We start from the raw sequence: 24,817 nt of genomic DNA, 5'->3' as shown, positions 1-24,817 counted from the left end.
AGCGAACGCGCCGCCCGCGGGCCTCGTCGACCGCGAGCGGCGTTCCCGGTCGTCGACGACTGCGCCATCGACCGGAGGCTCGGCCAAAGACTATGTGCGCGTATAGATTCTGTTCCACCGGATTCGCGACGACCCGCTTCCGGATTCGCGACGGAAGAAGGGGTCGCCGGTGTCCGAGCTCGTCGTGGTGAGCGACGCTACAACGGAGTTGTCCAAGCATGACCGGCCTGGATACTGGCGTGAGCAGGTGTCGGCGAACCAGGGCGGGGCGCGGGTCGAATTCTCCGATTGGCCGAACTTCCATGGCGCACTGCGGGTTCAACGTCTGGCGAGCTATCGGCTCGGCGACTTCCAGAATGTCGCCTTCGAATCGACCGGGATTTCGTACGAGCGCACCACCGCCGACATCGATGCCGATGGTGACCGCAGCGCTCGGCTGCTCATCGCCCGGAGCGGACCCCTCGACATCGAGCAGCACGGCACGCGGGTGACATTGCGACCCGGTCAGATGGGTGTGGTCGATTGGGGACGGCGCATGGTGCTCTCGCATGCCGACCAGGTGCGGGGTTGGATCCTCAATATCCCCGCCGACGCGCTGCGGCTGCCCGAAGCCCCTGGCGGCCGCTCGTTTCTGGCGCTCGATACGCATGACCCGTTGCTGGGTTCCGTGCTCGCGCTGACCGAACAACTCTCCCGCCACGGCGACTCCATGACGCCCAGCCAGTTCCTGCGAATCAGCACGCATTGGACGGGCCTGCTCGCCGGCGCCCTCGACGAACGCCGAGCCCCGGAGGACACGAAGTTCGCGGCTATTTCCCGGGATGCGCGTCTGTACATTCAACGATGTTCGGATGATCCGCGACTCACCGTGGATGCGGTGGCCGAGCACCTCGGCATCACCCGGCGCCAACTCGAGCGGGCAATGCGCGATTTCGGTACGTCACCGCACAGCTACCTGCTCGCGACCCGCGTCGAACGGGCCGCGAAACGGCTGGCCGACCGCCGGAACGCCGGTCGTACGATCGCGGATATCGCTTACGACAGTGGATTCGTCGCCTTGTCGGTCTTCACCAAGGCCTGCCGCGACCGATTCGGCGTGCCACCCGGTCGGCTACGGCCGCGCGGCTCGATCTGAGCCGCCGGCCAGGCTCGCGGGTGAGCCCGGCCGGCGTCCGTGTCAGGATCGTCACCGATCGTGGCAGCGGGTTTCCCAGGCGGTGGGCAGATCGTCGGAAAGCACTGGCGCCGCCAGAATTTCATCGTCGAAACCGAACGCGTCCAGCAAGGCCGGGAGGTGCTCGGCGAGGGTGTCGATGGCCAGGCGGAGTCGCTGTTTGATGGTGTCGACCGCGGCGAGGTCGAGCAATCCGTGGGTGAGGTACCAGACGGCGTGCTGCTCGAGGTAGTTCAGCGCGAAGACGTCACGCACGGCGGCGATCTCGGGGTGATCGGCGAATCGGTGGAGCACCTGGAAGGCTTCCTCGGCCGAGTAGGCCTCGGCGAGGGCGAGCGCCTCGGGAATGACCGCCAGGCGCCCCTCGAGTCCGGGCGTCGTCAGATACTGCTGGGTTTCCTCCACGATCGTCAAGGTGCGAGCGCTGAACAGGCTCAGGCGGTCGGCTTGGTCGGTGACATCGTGCAGAACGACTTCGGGTACCGGCTTTCCGGCCAGGTGTTTGGCCAGGACGCGACCGGCCACCGAGCCCAGGACGTGGCAATCGCCCTCGCCGGTGATGGCCGCGTGGCAGACGCCGAGGTAGTCGGCCACGCGATTGGCGCTGAACATGCCCTGGGCGCCCATCCGAATTCTGGCGTGGGTCACCGTGTCCAGGGCGTGCAATTGGATGTAGTGCTTGGCCAGCATCACCGCCACGACCGTGTCGCGGCTGGTGAGGTCGGCGTTGGCCAGCGAGGTCTTGACCGTGTTGCCGTAGAGCGTCCGGGCGATGGTGCCGGCCAGGTCGGTGAGCAGGGTGTCGCGCACGTGCGGCAGCTCGACCATGTACGGGGTGTCCGAAGGGGTCAGCGGCACCACCCGTTTGGCGGCGTAGCGCAGAGCGATGTAGAGCGAGGCGCGGGCGGTGGCGTTGAGGCAGGACGCGAGCGCGAGGCGACCGACCGTGAGCTGACTGATCGCCGAGGCGAACGACCGCTTGCGGCTGTCCTCGTCGCGCCAGGTCAGCACGCCCTGGTCGTCGATGGTGGCGAGGTCGTTGCTCAGCCAGGCGCCGCGGTCGACCTTCAGTTTGTCGAACGCGATGACGGAGTTGTCCATGATGACCAGCGGCTGATGGTCGAGCTGGGTGATGGTCACACCGGGTGCGGGGGCGCCGTCGGGGCCGCGTAGTCGTGCCGCGAACAGGTGCACGCCGTGATCGACGCCGGCGGCGTCGATGAAGCGCGCGCCGACCACGCAGACGCGTGCCACGGGGATGCCGACGCTGGGCATGAACTTGCGGGCCCGCGGGTTCGGGGTGTCGATGACGAACCCGTCGCCGTCCCAGGTCGCGCGGGTCTGCATGAACTGGATGTTGGACCCGCACCCGTATTCGGTCAGCAACATGACCCCGACGCTCGAGCCGTTGTCGAGATCCTGCAGATACGGTGCGGCCGAATCGGAATCGGTGAGGGTGGACAGGCTGCCCGAGGCCAGGTTGTAGTGCCCGGAGATCAGCGGGATCAGATCCGTCGCCAGCACCGCCGACCAGTCGAAGACGGCGAACAGTCGCGGTAGGTCGGTGGCGATGTCGCGGGTGCTGCCGACCTCCGCGACCAGGTTGTGCAGCTGGTCGTAGGCGTTCTGCCTGCGTTGCTCCTGGCTCTGGGCCTCGGTGACGAAGTAGGCCGGATTGTTCAGGATCTTCTGCAAATGCCGGTCGAATTCGAGGCTGCCGTGGCGGAGAGCTCCGGCCAAGGGGGTCTGCTCGTTATGCATGATCCTTCTCCTACTCATTAAATCGATCCCGTCGGCAACTGATCCGCCGAGGGCATAGAAGCCATCGCCGCACTCGGACGCGCCGGTACCCGGTGTTGCTGCGTGATTACGCGGGCACCGTGAGGGTCCGGAACTAGAGAGCCGGGCGATTACCTGTCAGAAGTTCGACGCACCACTCACCTTCACGCGATATCCAGCGCTGTGGGCTGAGGAAGGCTCGGGAGGACACGCGCGCCCGACCGGATCACGGTGTTGCGCGGGAGAGAGATTCGCGTGAGCAGGCCGGGAGTTGAATGCGGCAGCTGAACCACGGTAGCGGGCCACAGCCGCTCGCGTGATTCGTTGCCACAGTGCCGTCTTCGGCGCGAGAGTCACGAATTGTAGTGTTACACAGATTGTCTGAAAGTTCGCAGTGAACCATCACCGTGTGTCGCGAAGCGGCACGCCCTGATTCCAGTCACCGACGACGGTTCAGCGCTTTCCCGTGCCTCCGGCACCGGGAACGGGTAGCGCATCGGCGGGAATACTGGGTGGCGGACTACTCGATTCCATCGCCGACCGCCGCGCGGACGGGCCCGACCGGTCGGTGACGGGTGCGGGGTGCACGCGGCGTGGTTGCTGGTGCACAGTGGGGTTATCCGCGCTGCGACGACCATCGGATGCTGGAGGCGGCCATGACCATCGCGAAGCTCAGTGATCAGGAGATCCTGGCGATGTCCGATGAGGAGCGTCGCGAACTGATCCGGCGATTGCAGCCGCCGCCAGAGCGGGTGCTGCCTCGCCCGGAGTTGGTCCGGCTGCATCGGCGGGTGCGGCTGGCGCTCATGGTCGGCGGCTGTCTGGGGCTGATCCCGTGGATCGTGTACCTGGGGTTCTCGCTGCCGGCGGAGTATCACGCCCGCAACTGGCCACTGGCCTGGATCGGGTTCGACATCGTGCTCGTGCTGATGATGGCGACCACCGCCTACCTGGGCTGGAAGCGGCGCGTGGTGTTGCTGCTCCCGGCGTTCGGCACCGGCATCCTGCTGATGGTGGACGCCTGGTTCGACATCGTCACCGCGAACGCCGGGGATTTCTGGCTGTCGCTGGGCACGGCGATCATCGGCGAGATCCCGTTGGCGGCGTTGCAGATCAGCGGCGCGATCATGCTGCTGCGCTTCCTGATCCTGGCCCATCCGCTGCGCGATCCGCAGGTCAGTCCGTTTCGGACGCGACTGCCGTTCTGACCGAGTGCCATTCCATGGTGCAGCACTTGACGCTGCCGCCCGACTTGAGCAGCTCCGACAGGTCGATCCCGACCGGTTCGTAGCCGCGCGCCCGCAATTGCGCGGCCAGGTCGACGGCTCTGTCGCTGAGGAACACGTGGTAGCCGTCGCAGACGCCGTTGAGGCCCAGCACATTCGCGTCGGCCTCGGTGGCGATGATCGCGTCGGGGTACAGGCTCGCGAGCAGCCGCGCGCTGGTTCCGCTGAAGGCGGCCGGGTAGTAGGCGATGGTGTCGTCGAGGACCATGAGCGCGGTATCGAGGTGGTAGAAGCGCGGATCCACCAGATCCAGTGAGACGACCGGCAATCCGAAGTACTCCGCCACCTCCTGGTGCGCGCCGCGGGCGCTGCGGAACCCGGTCCCGGCGAGGATGCGGTCGGGCGCGATGGCGAAATCGCCTTCGCCCTCGTTGGTTTCGCGGGCGCGGGCCACGCTCGTGAAGCATTGGGCGGCCATCCAGCCGTGGTAGGCCGGACCTTCCTGCGCGCGTTCGGGATTGGCGAAGCGGGCCGAGAGCGCCCGCTCCCCGATGGCCAGTCCCCCATTGGCGGCGAACACCATGTCCGGCAGCCCCGCGACCGGTTCGATGACGTCGACGCGGTGCCCGCGCCCCTCGTAAGCGACGCGCAGCGCCTCCCACTGGGCCAGGGCGCGGGTCCGGTTCACCGGGTCGGCGGTGTCCATCCACGGATTGATGGCATAGGTGACGTCGAAGTGGTCGGGGCGGCACATGAGGTAGCGGCGGGGCACGGGCCGGCGGGCGGCGGGATCGCGGGCGGGCAGCGTGGCTACGGACGTCAACGGGACTCCCTCGGAAGCGGCGCGGACGGGTCTGACACGAAGGTAAGTGGCGTACCGTTGTGTCAGGAATAGCGAATCGTTGCGTTGATTACGCCTCGAGCAGCGATTCATTGCGTCTGAACGATGCGTGTGCATCATTGCGCCGGACGTGCGCGCATCCCGCGAAGGGAGTGACCGTGGACGATCTCGACCGCCGGATCCTGGCCCACCTGCTGAAGAACGCACGCGCCTCGTTCCAGGACATCGGCGCGGTCATCGGCCTGTCCGCCCCCGCGGTCAAACGCCGCGTCGACAAGCTGGTCGCCGCGGGCCAGATCACCGGCTTCACCGCCGTGGTGAACCCGGCCGCCCTGGGCTGGCGCACCGAGGCGTACGTCGAGGTCTTCTACCGCGACAACATCTCCCCCGCCGAGCTGCGCCGCGGTCTCGAACCGATTCCCCAGGTCGTCGGTGTGTGGACTATCGCGGGCGAGGCCGACGCACTGGTCCACGTGATGGCCACCGACATGGCCGAGATCGAGGCCACCGTCGAACGCATCCGTGAGAACGCCCGCGTCGGGCGCACCCGCAGCAATATCGTCATGTCCCGCCTGCTCGAACGCCCCCGCACCTGACCCGGCCAGCCGGAAAGCACCGGCCGCGCGCACTGTGGACCGTCCACTGTGGCCGGGCGCACTACCCGCCCAGCGCCGCTCCGGCGGCGAAATCTATGGTGGAGCGCATGTCCGACGTGCGTGCCAGCTACCTCAAAGACGGGGCCGAGATCTATCGGCGCTCGTTCGCGACCATCCGGGCCGAGGCCGATCTGGCCCGGTTCCCGGCGGACGTGTCACAGGTGGTGGTGCGCATGATCCACGCCTGCGGGCAAGTGGATCTGGCGGGCGACGTGGAATTCAGCACCGATGTGGTGGCCAAGGCGCGGGCCGCGCTGCGGTCCGGCGCGCCGATCCTGTGCGACGCCAAGATGGTCGCGTCCGGTGTCACCCGCACGCGGCTGCCCGCCGACAACGACGTGCTGTGCCTGCTCGACGACCCGCGCGTCCCGGACCTGGCCGCGCGCATGGACAACACCAGATCGGCTGCGGCCCTGGAACTCTGGAGCGACCGCCTCGACGGCGCGGTGGTGGCCGTCGGCAATGCGCCGACCGCGCTGTTCCACCTGCTCGACATGATCGACGCGGGCGCGCCCCGCCCCGCCGCGGTGCTCGGCATCCCGGTCGGGTTCATCGGGGCCGCGGAATCCAAGGAGGCGCTGGTCGAATACGGCGGCGTCGAATTCCTGACCGTGCGGGGCCGGCGCGGCGGCAGTGCCATCACCGCCGCCGCCCTCAATGCGATTGCGAGCGAACAAGAATGAGCAAGCTCTGGGGTGTCGGGCTCGGACCCGGCGATCCGGAACTGGTGACGGTCAAGGCCGCCCGGGTGATCGGCGAGGCCGACGTCATCGCCTTCCACAGCGCCCGGCACGGGCGCAGCATCTCGCGCGCCATCGCCGCCCCCTACATGCGCGAAGGCCAGCTCGAGGAGCACCTGATCTACCCGGTGACCACCGAGACCACCGACCACCCCGGCGGCTATCAGGGCGCGATCGACGAGTTCTACGAGTCCGCCGCCGCCCGCCTGGCCGAGCACCTCGCGGCGGGCCGCACCGTCGCGCTGCTCGCCGCCGGTGACCCGCTGTTCTACAGCTCGTTCCAGCACATGCACCGCCGCCTGGCCGACCGGTTCGACACCGAGATCATCCCCGGCGTCACCTCGGTCAGCGCCGCCTCCGCGGCCCTGGGCACCCCGCTGGTGGAGGAGAAGCAGGTCCTCACCGTGCTGCCGGGCACGCTGCCGCCCGAGGAGCTGACCCGCCGCCTGCGCGAGACCGACGCCGCCGCGATCATGAAGCTCGGCCGCACCTACCCCGGTGTGCGCCGCGCCCTCGCCGACTCCGGCCGCCTCGACGACGCCTACTACGTCGAGCGCGCCAGCTCCGACCGGCAGCGCGTGCTGCGCGCCGCCGACGTCGACGAGTCGAGCGTCCCGTACTTCGCGATCGCGGTGGTTCCGGGCCCCACCCCGCAGACGCGCCTCACCCTGACCGAATCCGCCGCGCGGGACGGCTCGGAATCAGTTGTGGCGGAAGCAGCTTCCACCGGCGCGTCGAGCACGGCTCCCGCGGAAGCAGTTCCCGCATCGGTCGGCGAAGTGGTCGTCATCGGGCTGGGGCCGGGCGACGAGGCCTGGACCACGCCGGAGGTGTCGCGCGCACTGGCCGAGGCGACCGACATCGTCGGCTACACCACCTACGTGAACCGCGTGCCGGTCCGACCGGGTCAGCGGCGGCACGCCAGTGACAATCGCGTCGAATCCGAGCGCGCCGGAATGGCTTTGGACATGGCCAAGCAGGGCGCGAAGGTCGTGGTGGTGTCGTCCGGGGATCCCGGCGTGTTCGCCATGGCCGCGGCGGTGATCGAGGAGTCGGCGGATCCGCAGTGGCGCGAGGTGCCGGTGCGGGTGCTGCCCGGCGTGACCGCCGCGAGCGCGGTGGCGAGCCGGCTGGGCGCGCCGCTGGGCCACGATTTCGCCATGATCTCGCTCTCGGATCGCCTCAAGCCGTGGGAGACGGTGGCGCAACGGATTTCGGCGGTGGCCTCGGCGGATATGGCGTTCGCGGTCTACAACCCGGCATCGTCGCAGCGCACCTGGCAGGTGGCGGCCATGCGGGATCTGGTGCTCGAGCACCGTAAGCCGGAGACGCCGGTGGTGGTCGGCCGCGATGTGGGCGGCCCGACCGAGTCGGTGCGGGTGGTGACGCTGGGCGAGCTGGATCCCGCCGTCGTGGACATGCGCACGCTGCTGATCGTGGGCGCGTCCACGACCACGGTGTTCGAGGCGGCGGGCGGGCCGCGCGTGTTCACGTCGCGTCGCTACGAGGCCTGAACGCCCGGCCCCGTAATATTCCTATGTAGAACGTAGGCTGCGGAAGGAGTGCCGGTGCCAGAAGATCACGCTCGACGCCCGCTCAACTCGACGGCCGCGTCCCTACTCGGATTCCTGCACCAGGGCGAGATGTCCGGGTGGGATCTGGTGGCGCTGGCCCAGGACCGCATCGGCGACTTCTGGACCATCACCCAGAGCCAGGTGTACCGCGAGCTGGCCACCATGCACGGCCTCGGCCTGGTCGAGAAGGGCGCGTCGGGCGCCCGCGACCGCACGCCGTACCGGATCACCGAGGCCGGCCGGGAGGCCTTCGCCGAGTGGATCGCCCGCGATCCGGGCGCGGAGACCATCCGGGTGCCGCTGCTGCTGACCCTGTCGTTCGGGGAGTTCGTGGACGCCGCCCGCCTGGAACGCATCGTGGCCGCCAACCGCACCATCCACGAACAGCGGCTGTCGGGCTACCTGTCCGGCCACGACGAGCAGCGGATGTCGCCCTACGAGCGGGCCACACTGGATTTCGGCATCCGCTACGAGCGTGCCGTCCTGGAATGGTTCGACCGCCTGCCGGAGCTGTTGGACCGCACCAGCCGCCTGTCCTGACCGGATCCGCGCCCGGCCGATCCCGCTACGCTTCGTCGCGCCGGGCGCACAGCCAATCCCACGCGGCCGCAACGGTTTCCACCTGCCGCGTACCTTCGGGCAGCGGCGGCCGGTCGATCATCACGACCGCCAGGCCCAGTTCCCGGGCGGCGGTCAGCTTGGCCTCGGTGAGCGCGCCCCCGCTGTCCTTGGTCACCAGGACGTCGATGCGCCGTTCGACGAGCAGTGCGATCTCGTCCTCGACGCTGAAAGGCCCACGGGCGAGCAGCAATTCGTGCCGCGCGGGCACCGCACCCTCGGGCGGGTCGATCGCCCGGATCAGGAACCACTCGTCGGAGTGCTCGAAGGCGGCCACACCCTGGCGGCCGATGGTCAGAAACACTCGTTTACCCAGCGCCGCGGCGGCTTCCGCCGCCAACTCCAGATCCGGCACCCGCACCCACCGGTCCCCGCACCGCTCGATCCAGCCCGGCCGCCGCACATGCAGCACCGGCAGTCCGAGCGACGCCGCCGCGACCGCGGCATTGGCGGTGATCCCGCCCGCGAACGGATGGGTGGCGTCCACCACGACCTCGATGCCGTTGCCGGACAGCCACTCCCGCAGCCCCTCGACACCCCCGAATCCGCCCACTCGCACCTCGCCGACCGGCAGGACGGGCGCGCGCACCCGCCCGGCGAGCGAGGACACGATCTCGAATCCCCGCTCGCCGGACGCGATGTCGGCGAGTTCCCGGGCTTCCCGGGTGCCGCCGAGGATCAGCGTTTTCAGGGCTGCCCGCTGAAGTAGGCCGATCCGGAATCGATCAGCGGCTGCCCGCCGACGACCAGCAGCCCGATGATCGCGCCCGGGATCGCGCCGATCCCGAACAGGAACGCGCCCAGGATGCCGCCGATGATCCCGCCCAGCGCCGCGTGCTGCAGCTGCCCGAAGAAGTCACCCTGCGAGTCGATGTCCTTGGCGGTGGCCAGCGGCGCCGACACCGAGGTCAGCGTCAGCTCGGTGCCGGTGGTGTCGATGGCCGCGGTCAGCCCGTACCGCTTGCCCGCCAGCGTGCCGGTCAGCGGCACCTGGGTGACGACGTCCCCGGCCTGGTTCTTCAGGAAAACCGTCTGCCCGGTGGCGTCCAGGCTGAACTGCCCGCCGGTCACCTTGGTGACGATGTCGTTGGCATCGCTCACCACGACGTCGTATCCGACGCCCTGCTGGGTGCCGTGCAGCGGCGACGCGGCCTGCTCCACCACCGGAGCCTGGTCGAGCGGAACGGCGTATCCGGTGCCCGCGGCAATGCCGGTCGCGGCCGCGGCGACGAATGCGGTAGCCACGAACTTTGTGTACTTCATCGATCTCCTAATAGAGCTACATCCGAATCCGACAACCCTCGGATTCCAGCTCGTAACCCTACCGTTGACGTAGTGATGTTTCAGTTTGGATGGCTCAGGCAGGACACGGATTCCGCTGTCCGCCATCTTTGTCCACGGCCGCAGGAACCCATCCAGCCTGGTCACTGAAGTGCCCGAATCCAAACCTCGTACTACTCGAATGGCCCAATTGCGCACTCGCCCAGACCTAGTCCCCGTCGTCACCGGTCGAATTCCGTCCTTTCCCAACCGAAGTACACCTCCGCTCGGGAATGAGGGTCCGATGGCATCTACCGCGATGCCGGGGGTTTGATCTGATGCGGTTCACGGCCGATCGCGGTGTTCGGATGATCGGTGCCCGCGGTGGCCGCCTGCCCGGGCTGGGACCGGTCGAGCCGGTGCAGGGCCAGCGCGGCGAACGCGCCGATCGTGGTGAGCCCGACCCATACCGCCCAGTCGACTCCGGCGGCGCGGGCGGCGCCCACCAGCGCGCCGGTGCCGAGGTTGCCGAGGAGAATCCCGATGCCCACCACGGTGCTGTAAAAGCCGTAATGGGTGGCTACCAGCCGCCCGTCGGCCAGGGATACGACCGTGTCCATCTCGAACGGGAACACCGCCGCGGTTCCGATCGCCAGCAGCACCGCCGTCGCCAGCAGTGCGGCGATCGCGACGGTCGTGCCGAACCGCCGCGGTGTGGGCACGATCATCAGGGGCAGGAACGATGCCGCCAGCAGACTCATGCCGATGACCAGGCAGCGCCCGGTCGGCCACCGGGTTCGCAACCATGAGGTGATGCGCAGCTGACCGGCCACTGCGACGACACCGGAGATCACGAACACCGCCGAGGTGATCGCCTGCGCCCGTGCCCGGTCGATATATCCGGCTTGCAGGGGCAGCGCCAGATACACCTGGAACGACAGCACGTAGGAGCCGATCATCGCGGCGGCGAAGGCCACGAATCGACGATTGGCGGCCACCGTGCGCCAGTCCTGGAGCACCGACGTCCTCGGTGTGGCCGTCTCGGCGCGGTGGGCCGGGAGCGCCAATAGTTGCGCCACGGTCAACGCCGCGAACACGGCCGCCGCCGAACCCGCCGTGATTCGAAAGTCCCACGCCATCAAGGCAAGTCCCACCAGTGGCCCGGCCAGGATGCCCGCCTGGTAGAAAACGTTGAACAACGCGAACGCCTCGACCCGTCGTTCGCCGGCGTCGGCGGCGAGGTAGGCCCGCACCGCCGGGTTGAACAACGCTCCGGCGAAACCTGTCGCGGCCGAGGCGATCAGCAACCCCGGCAGAGTTGTCGCGAACACCAGGAGCGCGAAACCGCCGGTGCGCAGCAGGCATCCGCCGACGATCAGCGGTTTGTAGCCGAGCCGGTCGGCGAGCGTGCCGCCCAGCAGGAACATGCCTTGCTGGGAGAAGTTCCGCACACCCAGGACGAGCCCGACCGCCCACGCCGCCAAGCCCAGCGGCCCGGCCAGATATCCGGCCAGATACGGCATCAGCATGTAGAAGCCGAGGTTGATGCCGAACTGGTTGACCATCAGCAGCCGGGCGGGGAGATCGAAGCCACGGAACTTCGCGACGACCGTCACCACGACCGCCGCCTGTCACGGGCGAGATCTCCGGGATCGATGACGGTGGCGCAGCGGGTCCAGGTTCGGACGACCTTCTCGGCCGGGTGGTCGATCGTGTCCGGTTCGGTCGGCGGATCGGCGGAGAGCAAACCCCACTCCGCGCAATAGGTGTCGTTGTAAATGGTGTCGAAGTAGCGTTGCGGGCTGTCGGGAAACACCGCCGCGATCCGGATGTCCGGGTCGTGGATCCGGGCGGCCCACCCCGCCACCAGCGCGACCGCGCCCACGCTCCAGCCGCCGCTCGCGTGATGAGTGGCCGCCAGCGTGCGGCACGCCCACACCGCTTCCGATGGCGCGACCCAATGGATTTCGTCGAAGGCGTCGTAATCGACATTGCGTGGGTAGATGCTCGAACCGAGGCCTCGCATCAGTCGTGGACCGGCGGGCTGTCCGAAGATCGTCGATGACACGGTGTCCACCCCGATCAGCTTCAGGTCCGGGTTGAACCGGCGCAGCACCCTCGCCGCTCCGGCCGAATGACCGCCGGTGCCGACCGCGCACACCAGCACATCGATCCACCCGACCTGTTCGATCAGCTCGAGCGCCAGCGATCCGTAGCTATCGACGTTGTCCGGGTTGTTGTACTGGTCCGGGCACCACGCATCGGGCTCACGGTCGAGCAACTCGACGACTCGCTCGTTCCGGGCCTGCTGCCAACCACCGCTGGCATGCGCCTCGGTCACCAGGTCGATCCGCGTCCCGTACGCGGCGAGCATCCTCGCCACGACCGGCTCCAGACTCGGATCGGTCACCACGGTGACCGGATGCCCGTACACCAACCCGGCCAGTGAAAGGCCCAAACCCAAGGTGCCGCTGGTGGATTCGATGATCCGCGCACCGGGTGCCAGATCACCGCGTTGCCTCGCGCGCCGCACCATGTGCAGCGCGGGCCGGTCCTTTATCCCGCCCGGGTTGCATCCCTCGAGCTTGGCCCAGAACCCTCTGCCCTCCGGTGCCAGCGGTGCACCGACCCGCAACACAGGGGTGTTGCCGACCAGCGCGTCCGGGTGCAGGGCCGGGCCCGGCGCGGCCATCAGCGCCGGAGAAACATCGGCACGCATGCCGAACACAGTGTTGTCCATGACTGACGCTTTCTGTATCGAGACCCCGAAGGGCGCAGAGACGTGCGGACAGCGAACACCGGCCGGCAGAAGGACATCACTCGCCGGCCTGGCGCTGACCGATCAGCGTCGAGCGATACAGAGATGCGTCAGCAGAACTCTGCCGCTGACGATGGGCACACCCGCGACAGGCGGACCTCGAACTCCCCCGGAACCCGCCTGGTACACCGCTGCCGCGACGACCACGGCTACGGCCAGCACACTCAACAGCAGCAGCAACGGCACCCCACTCGCGACAGCTGCCGGTACCGCGTGCGTGATGACGCAATGGACGGCGTGCGGCGCATCCGGGCGATCACCGGCATCGATGATGGCATGTGCGGGACGATCCACCGCCGAGGCCACCAACTCGGTGATCTGGGTTGAGGTCGTGTGGGAGTGGGAAGCGGGCCCATCGGACCGGCCGGCGATGCCGGGTATCGAGCAGTGCACCAAAGGCGCCATGAGCAGCGCTGCGGCAAGCATCGCCAACACCAAGCCAGCAGACCGCGACCTACCGATTGGCTTCACCCGCGACCACACTCCAGCAACGCTCATCACTGATCGCGTCCGTCCAGGCGAGGAGTCCGGGCCCGGCGGATTCGACGATCGCGGCCTTTGCCGACCGGCACGGTCGCGTTCGGCATATCCCCGCCGCCACTGGAGGCACCATGACGCGCGCCGCGTCCGCAACCTTCCTGACTCACCGCCGAAGCCTCCTCCCACGAACCGTTGACCCGAACCGTTCGGAAAGACCTACTGGCCCTGTACGGTCGGGGCTGGAGTCGTGTGATCGACCATGGAGCCGACAAGAGCACCGAAATACCCCGCCTCGGCACCTGCACCACGCATTTTACGCCGACGTAGTCGGTCCTGAGTCTCTCCAGGGAGGAGCGCATATCGCGCACGAACCCATTGTTGCTCATCCCGATCCTTGCGCACGCGGTCGCGGGGACGGCAGGCACTTCGGTCGGTAATCGCGATGTCTTCGGGTTCTCGCGGCACGGCCCTCGGCACTTGTTCGCCGGTGTACGGCACCCCGCTCACGATCTACCTGCTCGGCTGGAAATACGAACCGCACGTGATCATCAACTCTCGTCGACTGCATTCGGCTGGGCGGCCGGTGCGGGCAGGTACAGCCGCTCGAGTGAGACCGCGTTGACAGCGACGATGAGGCTCGAGCCCGACATCGACAGTGCCGCGATCTCCGGGCGCAGGGTGAGCCCGAAGGCGGGCTCGAACACACCGGCGGCGATCGGCAGCGCGATGGCGTTGTATCCGACCGCCCAGGCCAGGTTCTGCCGCATCTTGCCCACCGTGCCGCGCCCGATCCGCAGCGCGGTGGGCACATCGAGGGGGTCCGACCGCATCAGCACCACATCGGCGGTTTCGATCGCCACGTCGGTGCCGGCGCCGATGGCGATACCCAGATCGGCCTGCGCCAGCGCCGGCGCGTCGTTGACGCCGTCGCCGACCATGGCGACGCTGCGGCCATCGTGTTGCAGCGCAGCGATTTTCGCGGCTTTGTCGCCGGGCAGGACCTCGGCGATGACGGTATCGATCCCCAGGTTCGCCGCGATGCGCTCGGCGGTGGCCTGATTGTCCCCGGTCAGCATGACCACCTCGACACCGAGATCGTGCAGCGCCGCGACCGCGGCGGCCGAGGTCTCCCGCGGCGCGTCCGCGATCGCGATCACCGCGACCGCGGTCCCGTCGACCGCGGCCAGCACGGCGGTGTGCCCGGTGGCGGCCAGCCGGTCACGGTCGGCCGAGAGCTCACCCACACCGATCGCCTCACGGTCGAGCAGACGCCGGTTGCCGACCACGACCCTGTGCCCGGAGACGGTGGCGATCGTGCCGTGCCCCGGCACGTTCTCGAATCGCGTTGCGGTCGTGTCGTTCACACCGATCGATGCCGCGTGGCGCACGATCGCGGCGGCCAGCGGGTGCTCGGACTCGCGTTCGACCGCTGCCACCAGGTGCAGTACCTCGGATTCGGTGTGCCCGGGCGCGATGATGATGTCGGTGACCTCGGGTTCGCCCTTGGTGAGGGTGCCGGTCTTGTCCATCACCACCACCTCGATGCGCGCCGACGTCTCGAGTGCGATCGCGTTCTTGAACAGCACACCGCGTTTCGCGCCGAGCCCGGTGCCGACCATGATCGCGGTCGGGGTCGCCAAACCCAGCGCGTCCGGGCAGGTGACCACCACGACGGTGATCGCGAACAGAATCGCCGCGCTGACCGGGCGATCCGACAACACCAGCCACGCCGCCAACGTCAGCCCGCCGCCGATCAACGCGACGAACACCAGCCAGAATGCCGCCCGGTCGGCCAGCTTCTGCCCTGGCGCCTTCGAATTCTGTGCCTGCTGAACAAGTTTCACGATCTGCGCCAGCGCAGTGTCCGCGCCGACCTTGGTCGCCCGCACGCGCAGGGTGCCGTTGGCGTTGATGGTCGCCCCGATCACCGGCGAGCCGACCGCCTTGTGCACGGGCAGGCTTTCGCCGGTGACCATCGACTCGTCGATTTCGCTGTCACCGTCGATGACGACACCGTCGACGGCGATCTTCACACCGGGTCGCACCAGCAGCACATCCCCGACCACCACCTCGGCTGTCGGGATCTCGACCTCGCCGTCCTCGCGCACCACCACGGCTTTCGGCGGTGCCAGGTCGAGCAGGGTTCGGATGGCGTCGTTCGCACCGCCGCGGGCCCGCATCTCGAACCAGTGCCCGAGCAGCACGAATGACGCCAGCACCGTCGCGGCCTCGTAGAACACGTCTCCGCCGCCGGTCAGCGTGATGACCAGCGAGTACCCCCAGCCCGCCCCGATCGCGACCGCGACCAGCACCATCATGTCCAGCGTGCGCGCCCGTAGCGCCCGCAGCGCGCCCTCGAAGAAGATGCGCGACGAGTAGAAGATCACCGGCAGGCTCAACAGCAGCGCGAATACGTCCTGCCGCAACCCGAACGGCACCGGCAGCTCCCGCCCGAACACCTGTGTCCCCATCGGGGACCACAGCATGATCGGGATCGAAAACACCAGCGCCACCAGGAATCTGTTGCGCATATCAGCGGCCATCGCCGCCATCGACATGCCCTCGTGCCCGCCGTGCCCCATCGCCTGCGCCGGCGTCGGCAGCTGCTCGGCCTCGGCGGGACGGGTGGGCAGCGCCGGTGCGGTGGTGGGCGCGGTGCGTTCGACCGGCGTCGCGCCGTCGGGTTCGAGCATCGGATCGCACAGGTGATGGGGCACCGATTGCCCCGCGCAGTGGTAGCCGCAGTCACGGATCCAGTCACTCAACTCGGCCACCGACGTCCGGTCGGGGTCATAGACCACGGTCGCGGTCTGCGCGACCGGATTGGCTTCGACCTCGAGCACGCCGGGCCGGCGCCCCAGCACCGCGGACACGACGTTCTGCTCGCTCGCCCACTGCACCCCGCTGACATCCAGGACAGCGGTGCTGTGTCCGTGTTCGTGGTCCATTCGATCCGTTCCCTTACTTGTCGTACCGCTGGGCCCGGGTGGATCCGGCTCGGCCATCGGACCACACGGGTGGGCGGGCACCGACTGACCCGCGCAGTGAAATCCGCAATTGCGAATGCATTCGCACGGCTGCGTCACCGACGTCCGGGCGGGGTCGTGATCCATCGTGCGCAGGCCTGCGCGGACCCCGGAGGTCGGCGGCCCCGGTCCACCCTCCTACCATCGCCCCGCGCGCACTGCCGTCACCAGAGTCCTCGAGGCCTATCCCCACAGGCCCAAAGACCCATCGGCTGGGCGTCGGAGCCTGCCGGACCTCATCGACCGTCCACCATCCAGGGCCGCGGAAAGCAAAGCGGAGCAAGGATTCGCACTGGCGCGGGCGCCCCACCCTCGGCCGATGTGCGAGAGCTACATCCGAATCCGGTAACCCTCGGATTCCAGCTCGTAGCCCTACCGTTGACGTACTGATGTTTTACTTTGGATGGCTCAGGCAGGACACGGATTCCCCTGTCCGACACCTTTCTCCACGACCACCGGAACCCATCCAGCCTGGTCATCGAGGTGCCCGAATCCAAACCTCGCGCCACTCGGATGTCCCAATCGTGCACTCGCCCAGACCTAGTCGGCATGGTCACTTGTCGAATTCCGTCCTTTCCCCACCGAAGTAGTCCTCCGCTCGGGAAACGGCGGCCGGTGCGGTGATCGGGTGCTCATCGTGTTCGCTGTGCCGCGCCGGTGATATTGCGGACCATGCCGCCGAAGATCAGGGCGTGGAACGGGGCGATGGCGTGCCAGTAGAGGTGGCCGGCGAGGCCGTGGGGTTCGAACAGGGCGCGCTGGTGGTAGTGCGCGCCGCCTGCGGGGGCCGGGGAGACCGATAGTTCGAGCCAGGCGCGGCCGGGGACGCGCATTTCCGCGCGGAGCAGGATTCGGTGGCCACGTTCGAGGCGTTCGACGCGCCACCAATCCAGGGCGTCGCCTTCGCGGAGCCGGTGGGGATCGCGGCGGCCTCGGCGTAGGCCGGCGCCGCCCATCAGGCGGTCGATCCAGCCGCGTAGCGCCCAGGCGGGTGGGAAGGAGTACCAGCCGTTGGCGCCGCCGATCGCCTCCAGCACCGACCACACCGCTTCCGGGGTGGCGGACGTTTCCTGTTCTCGCACATCGCAATACATCGAGCCGCCGGACCATTCGGGGTCGGTGGGCAGTGGATTGGCCGGGGCGTGGGGCGGATTCGCGTCCGACCAGCGGGTGGGCACGTCCAGAGTGCGGACCCGCTGCAAGGCGAGGGCCACCGCGCGGCGATACGGTGTCGGCCCGCCCGGTGGGTCGGCGATGACCGTGGCGATCCGGTGGTCGGCGCAGATCACGTCGTTGACCAGCGATTCCATCAGCGGCACGGCGATCGCGCGGGGCACCGGGGTCACCAGGTTCACCCACTGCGCCGACAGCCACGGTGTGAGGACCGGGACCGGCACGATCAGTCGGCGGGGCAGCTCGGCGACGGCGGCGTAGCCGCGCATCATGCCGAGGTAGGTGAGCACGTCGGGGCCGCCGATGTCGAAGGCGTCGTTCACGTCGTCCGGTAGACCCGCGGCGGCGACCAGGTAGTAGAGCACGTCGCGCACCGCGATGGGCTGGATGCGGTTGCGTACCCAGCGCGGGGTCACCATGACCGGCAGGCGTTCGGTGAGATAGCGCAGCATCTCGAAACTCGCGGAGCCCGAACCGATGATGACGGCGGCCCGCAGCACCACCGTGGGCGTCGCCGCCCGCACCAGGATCTCGCCGACCTCGGCGCGCGACGCGAGATGGCGTGACAGCTCTTGATCGGCGGGCGTGATGCCGCCCAGATAGACGATCCGCCGCAGTCCCGCGCGGTCCGCCGCGGTGGCGACCGTGCGGGCCGCTTCGCGATCGACATGCTCGAAATCGGTGCGCGCCAAGGAATGCACCAGGTAGTAGAGGACGTCCTGCCCGGCCAGGGCGCTGCCTACATCGTCGGGGCGGGTCACGTCGCCGTGTGCCACGTCCACGCGATCCCGCCAGGGTACGTCGTCGAGTTTGCCGACGTCACGGGCGAGGACGCGCACGCTGTGCCCGGCCGCGAGCAGTTCCGGCACCAGCCGGCCACCGATATAACCGGTGGCTCCGAACACCACACACCGCACCGTAATCACTCCTTCCGATCATGAACAGGCACAATCAAGGCATGTCGCACCGCCCGATATCCGCCCCCGAACAGACCGGTTTCTCGGTTCGCGCGGCGGCCGAACGGCTCGGCATCCCGACCGCGACCCTGCGCAGCTGGAATCGCCGCTACGGCATCGGCCCCGCCCAGGATCGACCCGGCCGCCACCGGCTCTACACCGAAGGCGATATCGCGCTGCTGACGCGGATGGTCGATCTGATCCGCGCCGGATCCACGCCGGCCGGCGCGGCGGCGACCGCCCGCGGTTCCGCCCTGTCCTTCGGTGATGCGGCCGCGCTGGTATCGGCGGCCTTCGATCTCGACACCGATGTGGTCTGCGATCTGCTCGAGAAGCATCTGCGCCTGTACGGGGTGATCGACACCTGGGATGGATTGTGCCGTCCCGCCTTCGCGAACATCGTCGGCCGCCAGCTCGCGGGCGAGGGCTGCGTGGATGTGGAACATCTGCTGTCGTGGGGCATCATCGCGGCCCTGCACCGGACCGTGCCGCCGGCCACCGCCCGCATGTCCGCGCCGCTGATCCTCGCCTGCACCGGCGGTGAAACCCATTCCCTGCCATTGGAAGTGCTGCGCGCGGCGCTCGCCGAACGAGAGGTGGGGGCGCGCATGCTCGGGCCGGATGTCCCGACCCCGGCCCTGGCCGACACGCTGGCCCGCGTCCCGGCGCCCGCCACGGTGGTGCTGTGGTCGCAACAAGAGGCGACGGCCCTCACCTCCGCGATCCGCGCCTGTGCCGACGCCCAGGCGAGGGTCTATGTGGGCGGTCCCGGCTGGGACACCCTCATCCTGCCCGAATCCGCCCGGCGGCTCGCCGACCTCACCGAAGCGGTCGAACTGCTCAGCGCGTCCGCGGCGCAATAAGCGCATCGAGCGCCTCCTCCAACGAGCGCAATCGCGCGTCTCCGGTCTCGCTGCCGGTGTGTTCCCAGCCCGGCCCGGCGACGAACACCGACCCGGCCCCGGCGGCGGCCACCCGGAGCGATTCGAGCGACGCGGTGCCCGGCGATTGCGACCACAGCACCACCGCGGCCGGGCGGTCCCGCCGGGACAGAGCGCGCTCGAGTGCCTCCGGCGGAACCGACGCACCGAGCAGGAGCGCCGCGGTTCCGCGCTCGGCCAGGGCCGCGCGCAGGACTTCGAGCGGCAGCACATGCTGTTCTCCGGCGGTGCAGGCCAATACGATTCGCGGCTCCCCCACCGCGTCCGCCACCGCCGGAACCGCACGGTGCAGGCTCGTCGTGGACGCCCAGGACAGCAGGTGCTCGACCTCGATATAGCCCTCGCCGCGGCGCTGACGATCGACGATCTCCGCGAAGGCGGGGCGGCACAACAGATTCCAGGTGTCGTTCACCCCGTGATGGGCCACGTGGGCCGACAGCAGCGTCAGCAACCGGGCCACCTCCATGCTCTCCGCCGCGGCCAGCACCGACGTGACGTCGCCGCGTCGTGGGGCGGGTTCGGCGACGGCCCGAGCGGCCCGCGCGGCACTGCCGGGACTCGCGCCGGCGCGCACCAACTCGACCATGCGGGTGACCATCGCCAGGTCCGTCGAGGTGTAGTACCGGTGCTCCCCGGGCCGATGCCGCTGCGGGCCGATGCCGTAACGCCGATTCCAGCTGCGCAGGGTCGCCACGGGAACACCCACCCGCCGCGCGACCGCGCCCACGGTGAACTCGGCCACCGCACCCGGCTGCGTCCCGCCCGGCCCGGACGTCACGTCCGCACCGCATCGTGCGCCGCGATCCGGTGGCGCTGCCCACGGCCACGACGCCATTCGTGGAGCGCACCGGCCGCACACAGCACTCCCCAACCGCTGGTCACCGCCAGCGTTTTCACTCGTTCCGGCTGTCCGCGCAGGGCATGGGCGAACACCAGGGTGTCGGCCGCGTCCGAAGCGACGCGCACGGCGATCGCGGTGCGCCGCGCCCGCGGATCGGAGGTCACCACCATCGCCAGGCCCGAGGCCAGGTCGCGCAGGGCGATCAGCCGTGCCGCGGCTCTCGGCTCCGATTCGAGACCGGTGCCCAAACCCGTGGGCCGCAACAGGATCTCGGGCCGCAGGGCGACGGCGAGACCGTAGGCGGCCGTCGCCGCGCCGAGGATCCGGGTGGGAGTGGCCGGATTCATCGTGCGCCGCCGTCCCGCTCGCAGAGCACGAGGTGTACGACATCGAGGTAGTCCGAACGGAATCCGGCCTCGGAGTAGGCCAGGTACAACCGCCACATCCGCTGGAAGACCTCGTCGAATCCCAGCTCGGCGATGTGGTCGGCGGTGGCGGTGAATCGATCCAGCCACAGTCGCAGCGTATGTTCGTAGTGGTGGCCCAGACTGCGGCGATGCGTGATCCGCAGCCCGGTGTGCGCCGAAAGAAGCTGGGCCAGCAGGGTTTCCGAGGGCAGGAATCCGCCCGGGAAGATGTACTCCTGGATCCAGGTGTGCGTTCGGCGCGCGGCCCGCAGACGGTCGTGGGGCATGGTGATGACCTGCAGGGCGATGCGGCCGCCGGGTGCGAGTACCCGTTCGAGGGTGGCCAGGTAGCCGGGCAGGTAGTCGTATCCGACCGCTTCGATCATCTCCACCGAGACGACGGCGTCGTAGCGTCCGTCGACGCGACGGTAGTCGAGCAGCTCGATCGATACCCGATCGGTCAGCCCGGCGGCCGCGATCCGCTGCCGGGCGTGACGCTGCTGTTCGGAGGACAGGGTGAGCGACCGGACCGTCGCGCCCCGGCGTGCCGCCCGCAGCGCCAATTCGCCCCAGCCGGTGCCGATTTCGAGCACGGTGCTGCCCGGCCCGACCCCGGCGTCGTCCAGCAGCCGATCGATCTTGCGATGCTGCGCCGCGGCGAGATCGCCCCAGGTCGGTGCTGGTTCCAGGCGTTCGAACAGCGCCGCCGAATAGGTCAGGGTCTCGTCCAGGAAGGCCGCGAAGAAGTCGTTGGACAGGTCGTAATGGTGGGCCGCGTTGCTGCGGGCGCCCTCAGCGGTCGCCCTGGTGGCCCGCGGGTGCCGCGGGAGCAGCAGCGGCCGGAACACGTGCAGCGGCCTGGGTACCAAGGCGCGGATGTCGGCGGCCAGCACGGTCAGCACCGCGGGCAGATCCGGCGCGCTCCACTCGCCGGCCATGTACGCCTCGCCGAACCCGATGAGACCGGAGACCGCGATCCGCCGGGCGAAGGCGTCGGGATCGTGGAGCACCAGCCGGGGCGCACCGGGATCGTCGAGCGCGCCGCCCCACCATTCGCCGCCGGGCAGCTCGATCCGCAGCCGAAGGCGTTGCGCCGCACGCTCGAACAGGGCCAGGACGACCGAGCGGCCGAGCGCGGATCGCACCCCGATCGGCACCGGCGGCGGTGCGATTCGGTGCGCGCCGGAGACGGTGGGCGGCGGCGCGAACGAGGATCGTCTCATGTCAGGACCTCCCGGGAGACAACGGACGGGCGGGGAGTGATGGGCAGGCCCCGGCGCCACAGCCGCAGGCCTTGCCAGCGGATGAGGGCGCTCACCCGCAGCGTTTCGAGCGGGTGCGCTGCCAGCACCCGGGCCAGGGTGCGCCGGTTCGCGGGAACCACCTGCCCGCTGACGGTCCCGGCGAAGACGGCGCGGCCGTCGGCTCCTTCCAGCGTGATCGACACCCGGACCCGATCCGTGGGTTCCGGAGCCCGCAGCCGGTACCGGCCGGCGGCCGGAGTGAACGGGGAGACGTAGAACTCCTTGGCCACCATCGCTTCCGGCTGCGCGGGCACCAGGTAGCGGTGCCGCTGGCCGTAGGTGTTGTGGACCTCGGCGATCACCCAGCGCAGCGTGCCGTTCGTGTCGTGACACCAGTAGACGGTGAGGGGATTGAAGACGTATCCGAGTACTCGGGCGTTGGCGAGCATGCGGATGCGTCCCTCGCCCAGTTCGATCCCGGCGGCGGCCAGGTAGTCGATCACGTTCGCGCGCAGGGTCGCATCGGGGTCGCCGAGGTGGTCGCGAGCACGGAAGCTCGCGAACCAACGCCACGGCCACGACAGTGCGGGCAGTTCGTCCAGGTCGACCAGCCAGCTGTAACTGCGATAGGAGAAGGTGTGCCGCACCGGTTCCAGTCGCGTGTGGTGAATGACGGTGCGCACCAGCCTCGCCCGGGTCATGACGATTCCCGCACGGCGGCGGCCGAGGTCGATGGGCTCGCGTGCCACCGGCCGCCGATCCGTTCGGCGGCGCGCAGGCCGGACAGCGCGCCGTCCTCGTGGAATCCCCAGCCGTGGTACGCTCCGGCGAAAGCCACGGTGTGGTCCCCGATTTCGGCTAGCCGACGACGCGCGGTCATGGATTCGGGTGTGTACTGGGGGTGTTCGTAGTCCATGGTCGCGAGCACGGTCTCGGGCGCCACCCGGCCGTCGTCGCCGAGGGTCGCCAGGAACCGGCGATCGCCCGGACCGTCGGGCAGGCGTTGGAGCCGGGTCAGGTCGTAGCTGACCTGGACTCGCTCCGGGGTCGCGGCGCAGTGCGGCAGCCGATAGTTCCAGGAGGCGCGCGCACCGGACCGCCGGGGCAGCACCGAATCATCGGTGTGCAGCAGCACCCGATTGGCCGTATAGGGCAGCCCGCCGAGGATGTGCGACTCGGCGATGGTCGGCGAATCCAGCAGGCGCAGTGCCTGTTCCGGGTGGGTGGCGATGACCGCTGCGTCGAAGAACTCCACCTCGTCGGCGTCGTCGCGCACCCCGACCGTATGCGCGCCGCGGTGCACCGAGCGGACCGGAACCCCGGCGCGCACCTCGTCCAGGCGGGCGGCCACGGCCCGCACATAGCTCGCCGAGCCGCCGGTGACGGTGCGCCAGGTGGGCGATCCGAACACGGTGAGCATGCCGTGATGGTCGAGGAACGTGAACAGATAGCGCGCCGGATAGCGCAAGGCCAGCTGTGGCGGACAGGACCAGACCGCCGCCACCAGCGGCACCATGAAATGGGCCGTGAAGTAGGGCGTGAAGGCGCAGTCCGCGAGGAACTCGCCCAGGGTGCGCGGTTCCTCCGCGCCGGCGGCCAATTCGGCCCGCGCCAGCCGGTGGAAGCGGGTGATCTCACCGAGCATGCGCAGATAGGGCCGCCGCAGCAGGGCGGCGGGTTCCGGGATCAGTCCGCGCGGCCCCTTCGCTCCGGCGTACTCCAGGCCGCAGCCGTCGCAGCGCACCGACATCGACATATCGGATTCCTGTGTGCGCACACCCAGTTCGCCGAACAACCGCAGCAGCGTCGGGTAGGTGCGGTCGTTGTGCACGATGAACCCCGAGTCCACGCCGAGGTGATCGCCGGAGCCGTCCGCGCGCGCGGGCACCCGATGGGTGTGGGCATGGCCGCCGAGCCGCGAATCCGCCTCGTACAGCACCACTTCGCAGTCACGGGCCAGCACCCACGCCGCGGTGAGGCCGGACACTCCGCTGCCGATCACCGCGACGCGGCGGCGGGTCGCCCCGGTCAGCGCGCGCACAGCGGCTCGATTCTGTCGAACCCGCCAGTCACCGGCGAGGTCAGGAACAGGCAGGGATCCATGCCTGCCGCGTCGATGCCCGCGCGGATGGCGCTCCACTGCCCGGCGTCGGGCGCGGGCGTGCGGGAGAGCACGAACCCGGCTGTGCGGCTCGGGTTCACGACGACCGACCAGCGGTAGTCGGGATCCAGCGCGGTGACGATGTAGTTGGTCGCCGGATCGGATTCGCCGCTGAAGCTCACCCCCAGTTGCGCGTTGGTGGCCGGATCGGTGATGCGCGCGGTGCCGGTGATCTCGTCGCGGGCGCCGAGCCAGGTGGTGCAGGAGTTCCGCACGGTCAGCCCGTCCGATGTGGGGGTGTAGTCGGCCTGGGTGTCGCGGGCGCAGGCGAGATTGAACGGCTGCGGGATCGCCGCGAGCTGCAGCCAGGTTCCGGTGTACCGGGACACCTCCAGCGTCGGCACCGGCGCCGGAGGCGCGGCGGCCGCCCGGGCGGCGAGCGGCCAGCAGGCGAGCAGGACCGCGGACGCGGACGCGGCGCGCAGCCATCGGCGGCCGCGCAATGGACTGGTGTGCATGATTCCTCCGCCGGTTGGACGTGGGCCGGTCGGTTGTTCCCGGCTTCAGGCTTTCGATGCTAGCATCCATTCGATGCAAAAACGATGCATCAGTGTGAATCGGCTGCGAGCGTCCAGCGGCGCGAGCGAAAGGCGGGACGACGGCATGAGCGCACACCACGTGTTCGACGACCTCCTGGACCGCTCGGTCCTACTCGGTTACGGCCGCCTCGGTCACCGACTCCGGCGCGGGTCGTGGCCGCCTATCCCCGCCGATGCGCTCCGCGGCCGCACCGCCCTGGTCACCGGCGCGAACTCCGGGATCGGCAAGGCCATCGCGACCGGGCTGACGGAGATCGGCGCGGCGGTCACCCTGGTCGTGCGGGGCCCCCCGCCCGGCGGCCCCCCCGCCGCCCCCGGCGCCCCCGCCCCGCCCCGCCGCGCGCCCCCCGGCGCCCCCCCCCA

The 24,817-nt window shown here is 69.4% G+C and carries 22 protein-coding genes and 1 pseudogene; 8 read left to right on the top strand and 15 right to left on the bottom strand.

The features are described 5' to 3' along the window. Window positions 1-169 precede the first annotated feature (169 nt). Window positions 170-1,135 (top strand): AraC family transcriptional regulator, encoded by a 966-nt coding sequence (locus tag ACFV4K_RS11990; protein ID WP_379274244.1) that lies wholly within the window; start codon window positions 170-172, stop codon window positions 1,133-1,135. 51 nt (window positions 1,136-1,186) lie between these two features. Here ACFV4K_RS11990 and ACFV4K_RS11985 read toward each other — a convergent pair whose 3' ends face one another. Then, entirely contained in the window at window positions 1,187-2,935 is a 1,749-nt protein-coding gene (locus ACFV4K_RS11985; protein WP_379274242.1) for an acyl-CoA dehydrogenase, read from the bottom strand. A 611-nt stretch (window positions 2,936-3,546) separates the two neighbouring features. Between ACFV4K_RS11985 and ACFV4K_RS11980 the strand changes: the two genes are divergently transcribed. Continuing rightward, entirely contained in the window at window positions 3,547-4,161 is a 615-nt protein-coding gene (locus ACFV4K_RS11980) for a hypothetical protein (RefSeq protein ID WP_379274240.1), read from the top strand. Here ACFV4K_RS11980 and ddaH read toward each other — a convergent pair. After that, on the bottom strand, window positions 4,130-5,002 hold the full coding sequence (gene ddaH, locus ACFV4K_RS11975) for a dimethylargininase (RefSeq protein WP_379274238.1): 873 nt from the start codon (window positions 5,000-5,002) through the stop codon (window positions 4,130-4,132). The two genes, ACFV4K_RS11980 and ddaH, sit on opposite strands and share 32 nt — an antisense overlap. A gap of 176 nt (window positions 5,003-5,178) precedes the next feature. On the opposite strand from ddaH, the gene ACFV4K_RS11970 reads away from it, so the two are divergent. The 4 genes from ACFV4K_RS11970 to ACFV4K_RS11955 all read left to right on the top strand — a co-directional run bounded on the left by ACFV4K_RS11970 (window position 5,179) and on the right by ACFV4K_RS11955 (window position 8,530). Further along, window positions 5,179-5,616, top strand: coding sequence for an Lrp/AsnC family transcriptional regulator (locus ACFV4K_RS11970; RefSeq protein ID WP_379274236.1), 438 nt, complete (start codon window positions 5,179-5,181; stop codon window positions 5,614-5,616). A 107-nt stretch (window positions 5,617-5,723) separates the two neighbouring features. After that, window positions 5,724-6,359: a precorrin-8X methylmutase gene (locus ACFV4K_RS11965; RefSeq protein WP_379274234.1), complete on the top strand. Its 636-nt coding sequence runs from the start codon at window positions 5,724-5,726 to the stop codon at window positions 6,357-6,359. Next, the gene (gene cobJ, locus ACFV4K_RS11960; RefSeq protein ID WP_379274232.1) at window positions 6,356-7,930 is read left to right on the top strand and encodes a precorrin-3B C(17)-methyltransferase; all 1,575 of its coding nucleotides are present in this window, start codon (window positions 6,356-6,358) and stop codon (window positions 7,928-7,930) included. The genes ACFV4K_RS11965 and cobJ overlap by 4 nt, the downstream gene beginning before the upstream one ends. A gap of 54 nt (window positions 7,931-7,984) precedes the next feature. Continuing rightward, window positions 7,985-8,530, top strand: coding sequence for a PadR family transcriptional regulator (locus ACFV4K_RS11955; RefSeq protein WP_379274230.1), 546 nt, complete (start codon window positions 7,985-7,987; stop codon window positions 8,528-8,530). Window positions 8,531-8,555: 25 nt separating this feature from the next. On the opposite strand, the gene ACFV4K_RS11950 is transcribed toward ACFV4K_RS11955, so the two are convergent. The 7 genes from ACFV4K_RS11950 to ACFV4K_RS11920 all read right to left on the bottom strand — a co-directional run bounded on the left by ACFV4K_RS11950 (window position 8,556) and on the right by ACFV4K_RS11920 (window position 18,273). Beyond that, window positions 8,556-9,299, bottom strand: a complete 744-nt coding sequence (locus ACFV4K_RS11950) for a cobalt-precorrin-6A reductase (RefSeq protein WP_379274282.1) — start codon at window positions 9,297-9,299, stop codon at window positions 8,556-8,558. After that, window positions 9,296-9,871, bottom strand: a complete 576-nt coding sequence (locus ACFV4K_RS11945; protein ID WP_379274228.1) for a hypothetical protein — start codon at window positions 9,869-9,871, stop codon at window positions 9,296-9,298. Before ACFV4K_RS11945 ends, ACFV4K_RS11950 begins: the two co-directional genes overlap by 4 nt. Window positions 9,872-10,179: 308 nt before the next feature. Further along, window positions 10,180-11,484: an MFS transporter gene (locus tag ACFV4K_RS11940; RefSeq protein ID WP_379274280.1), complete on the bottom strand. Its 1,305-nt coding sequence runs from the start codon at window positions 11,482-11,484 to the stop codon at window positions 10,180-10,182. After that, a complete protein-coding gene (locus ACFV4K_RS11935; RefSeq protein ID WP_379274279.1) occupies window positions 11,481-12,587 on the bottom strand; it encodes a PLP-dependent cysteine synthase family protein in 1,107 nt (368 codons plus the stop codon). The genes ACFV4K_RS11940 and ACFV4K_RS11935 overlap by 4 nt, the downstream gene beginning before the upstream one ends. A 123-nt stretch (window positions 12,588-12,710) precedes the next feature. Then, the gene (locus ACFV4K_RS11930) at window positions 12,711-13,112 is read right to left on the bottom strand and encodes a hypothetical protein (protein ID WP_379274226.1); all 402 of its coding nucleotides are present in this window, start codon (window positions 13,110-13,112) and stop codon (window positions 12,711-12,713) included. 602 nt (window positions 13,113-13,714) lie between these two features. After that, complete coding sequence (locus tag ACFV4K_RS11925) at window positions 13,715-16,114, bottom strand: heavy metal translocating P-type ATPase (RefSeq protein WP_379274224.1); 2,400 nt, start codon at window positions 16,112-16,114, stop codon at window positions 13,715-13,717. 710 nt (window positions 16,115-16,824) lie between these two features. Then, window positions 16,825-18,273: an SDR family oxidoreductase gene (locus tag ACFV4K_RS11920; RefSeq protein ID WP_379274222.1), complete on the bottom strand. Its 1,449-nt coding sequence runs from the start codon at window positions 18,271-18,273 to the stop codon at window positions 16,825-16,827. 50 nt (window positions 18,274-18,323) lie between these two features. Here ACFV4K_RS11920 and ACFV4K_RS11915 point away from each other — a divergent pair, with 50 nt between their 5' ends. Then, complete coding sequence (locus ACFV4K_RS11915) at window positions 18,324-19,184, top strand: MerR family transcriptional regulator (protein ID WP_379274220.1); 861 nt, start codon at window positions 18,324-18,326, stop codon at window positions 19,182-19,184. Here the strand turns inward: ACFV4K_RS11915 and ACFV4K_RS11910 are convergent. The 6 genes from ACFV4K_RS11910 to ACFV4K_RS11885 are packed head-to-tail and all read right to left on the bottom strand — an operon-like array spanning window position 19,162 to window position 24,373. Then, window positions 19,162-20,040 carry a MerR family transcriptional regulator gene (locus ACFV4K_RS11910; protein ID WP_379274218.1) on the bottom strand — a complete coding sequence of 293 codons (879 nt, stop codon included), beginning with the start codon at window positions 20,038-20,040 and terminating at the stop codon, window positions 19,162-19,164. The genes ACFV4K_RS11915 and ACFV4K_RS11910 overlap by 23 nt on opposite strands. Beyond that, complete coding sequence (locus ACFV4K_RS11905) at window positions 20,037-20,450, bottom strand: hypothetical protein (RefSeq protein ID WP_379274217.1); 414 nt, start codon at window positions 20,448-20,450, stop codon at window positions 20,037-20,039. The genes ACFV4K_RS11910 and ACFV4K_RS11905 overlap by 4 nt, the downstream gene beginning before the upstream one ends. After that, entirely contained in the window at window positions 20,447-21,733 is a 1,287-nt protein-coding gene (locus ACFV4K_RS11900; RefSeq protein WP_379274216.1) for a class I SAM-dependent methyltransferase, read from the bottom strand. The genes ACFV4K_RS11905 and ACFV4K_RS11900 overlap by 4 nt, the downstream gene beginning before the upstream one ends. Continuing rightward, window positions 21,730-22,455, bottom strand: coding sequence for a DUF1365 domain-containing protein (locus ACFV4K_RS11895; protein ID WP_379274215.1), 726 nt, complete (start codon window positions 22,453-22,455; stop codon window positions 21,730-21,732). Before ACFV4K_RS11895 ends, ACFV4K_RS11900 begins: the two co-directional genes overlap by 4 nt. Then, entirely contained in the window at window positions 22,452-23,795 is a 1,344-nt protein-coding gene (locus ACFV4K_RS11890; protein ID WP_379274213.1) for an NAD(P)/FAD-dependent oxidoreductase, read from the bottom strand. Before ACFV4K_RS11890 ends, ACFV4K_RS11895 begins: the two co-directional genes overlap by 4 nt. After that, complete coding sequence (locus ACFV4K_RS11885) at window positions 23,783-24,373, bottom strand: lipocalin family protein (protein WP_379274211.1); 591 nt, start codon at window positions 24,371-24,373, stop codon at window positions 23,783-23,785. Before ACFV4K_RS11885 ends, ACFV4K_RS11890 begins: the two co-directional genes overlap by 13 nt. Before the next feature lie 145 nt (window positions 24,374-24,518). On the opposite strand from ACFV4K_RS11885, the pseudogene ACFV4K_RS11880 reads away from it, so the two are divergent. Then, window positions 24,519-24,817, top strand: a pseudogene (locus tag ACFV4K_RS11880) (hypothetical protein); the annotation flags it as partial.

The organism is Nocardia sp. NPDC059764 (assembly GCF_042732555.1).
GTDB lineage: Bacteria > Actinomycetota > Actinomycetes > Mycobacteriales > Mycobacteriaceae > Nocardia.
The sequence above is the reverse complement of the archived record's forward strand: the minus strand, read 5'-3'. Positions and strand labels throughout refer to the sequence as shown.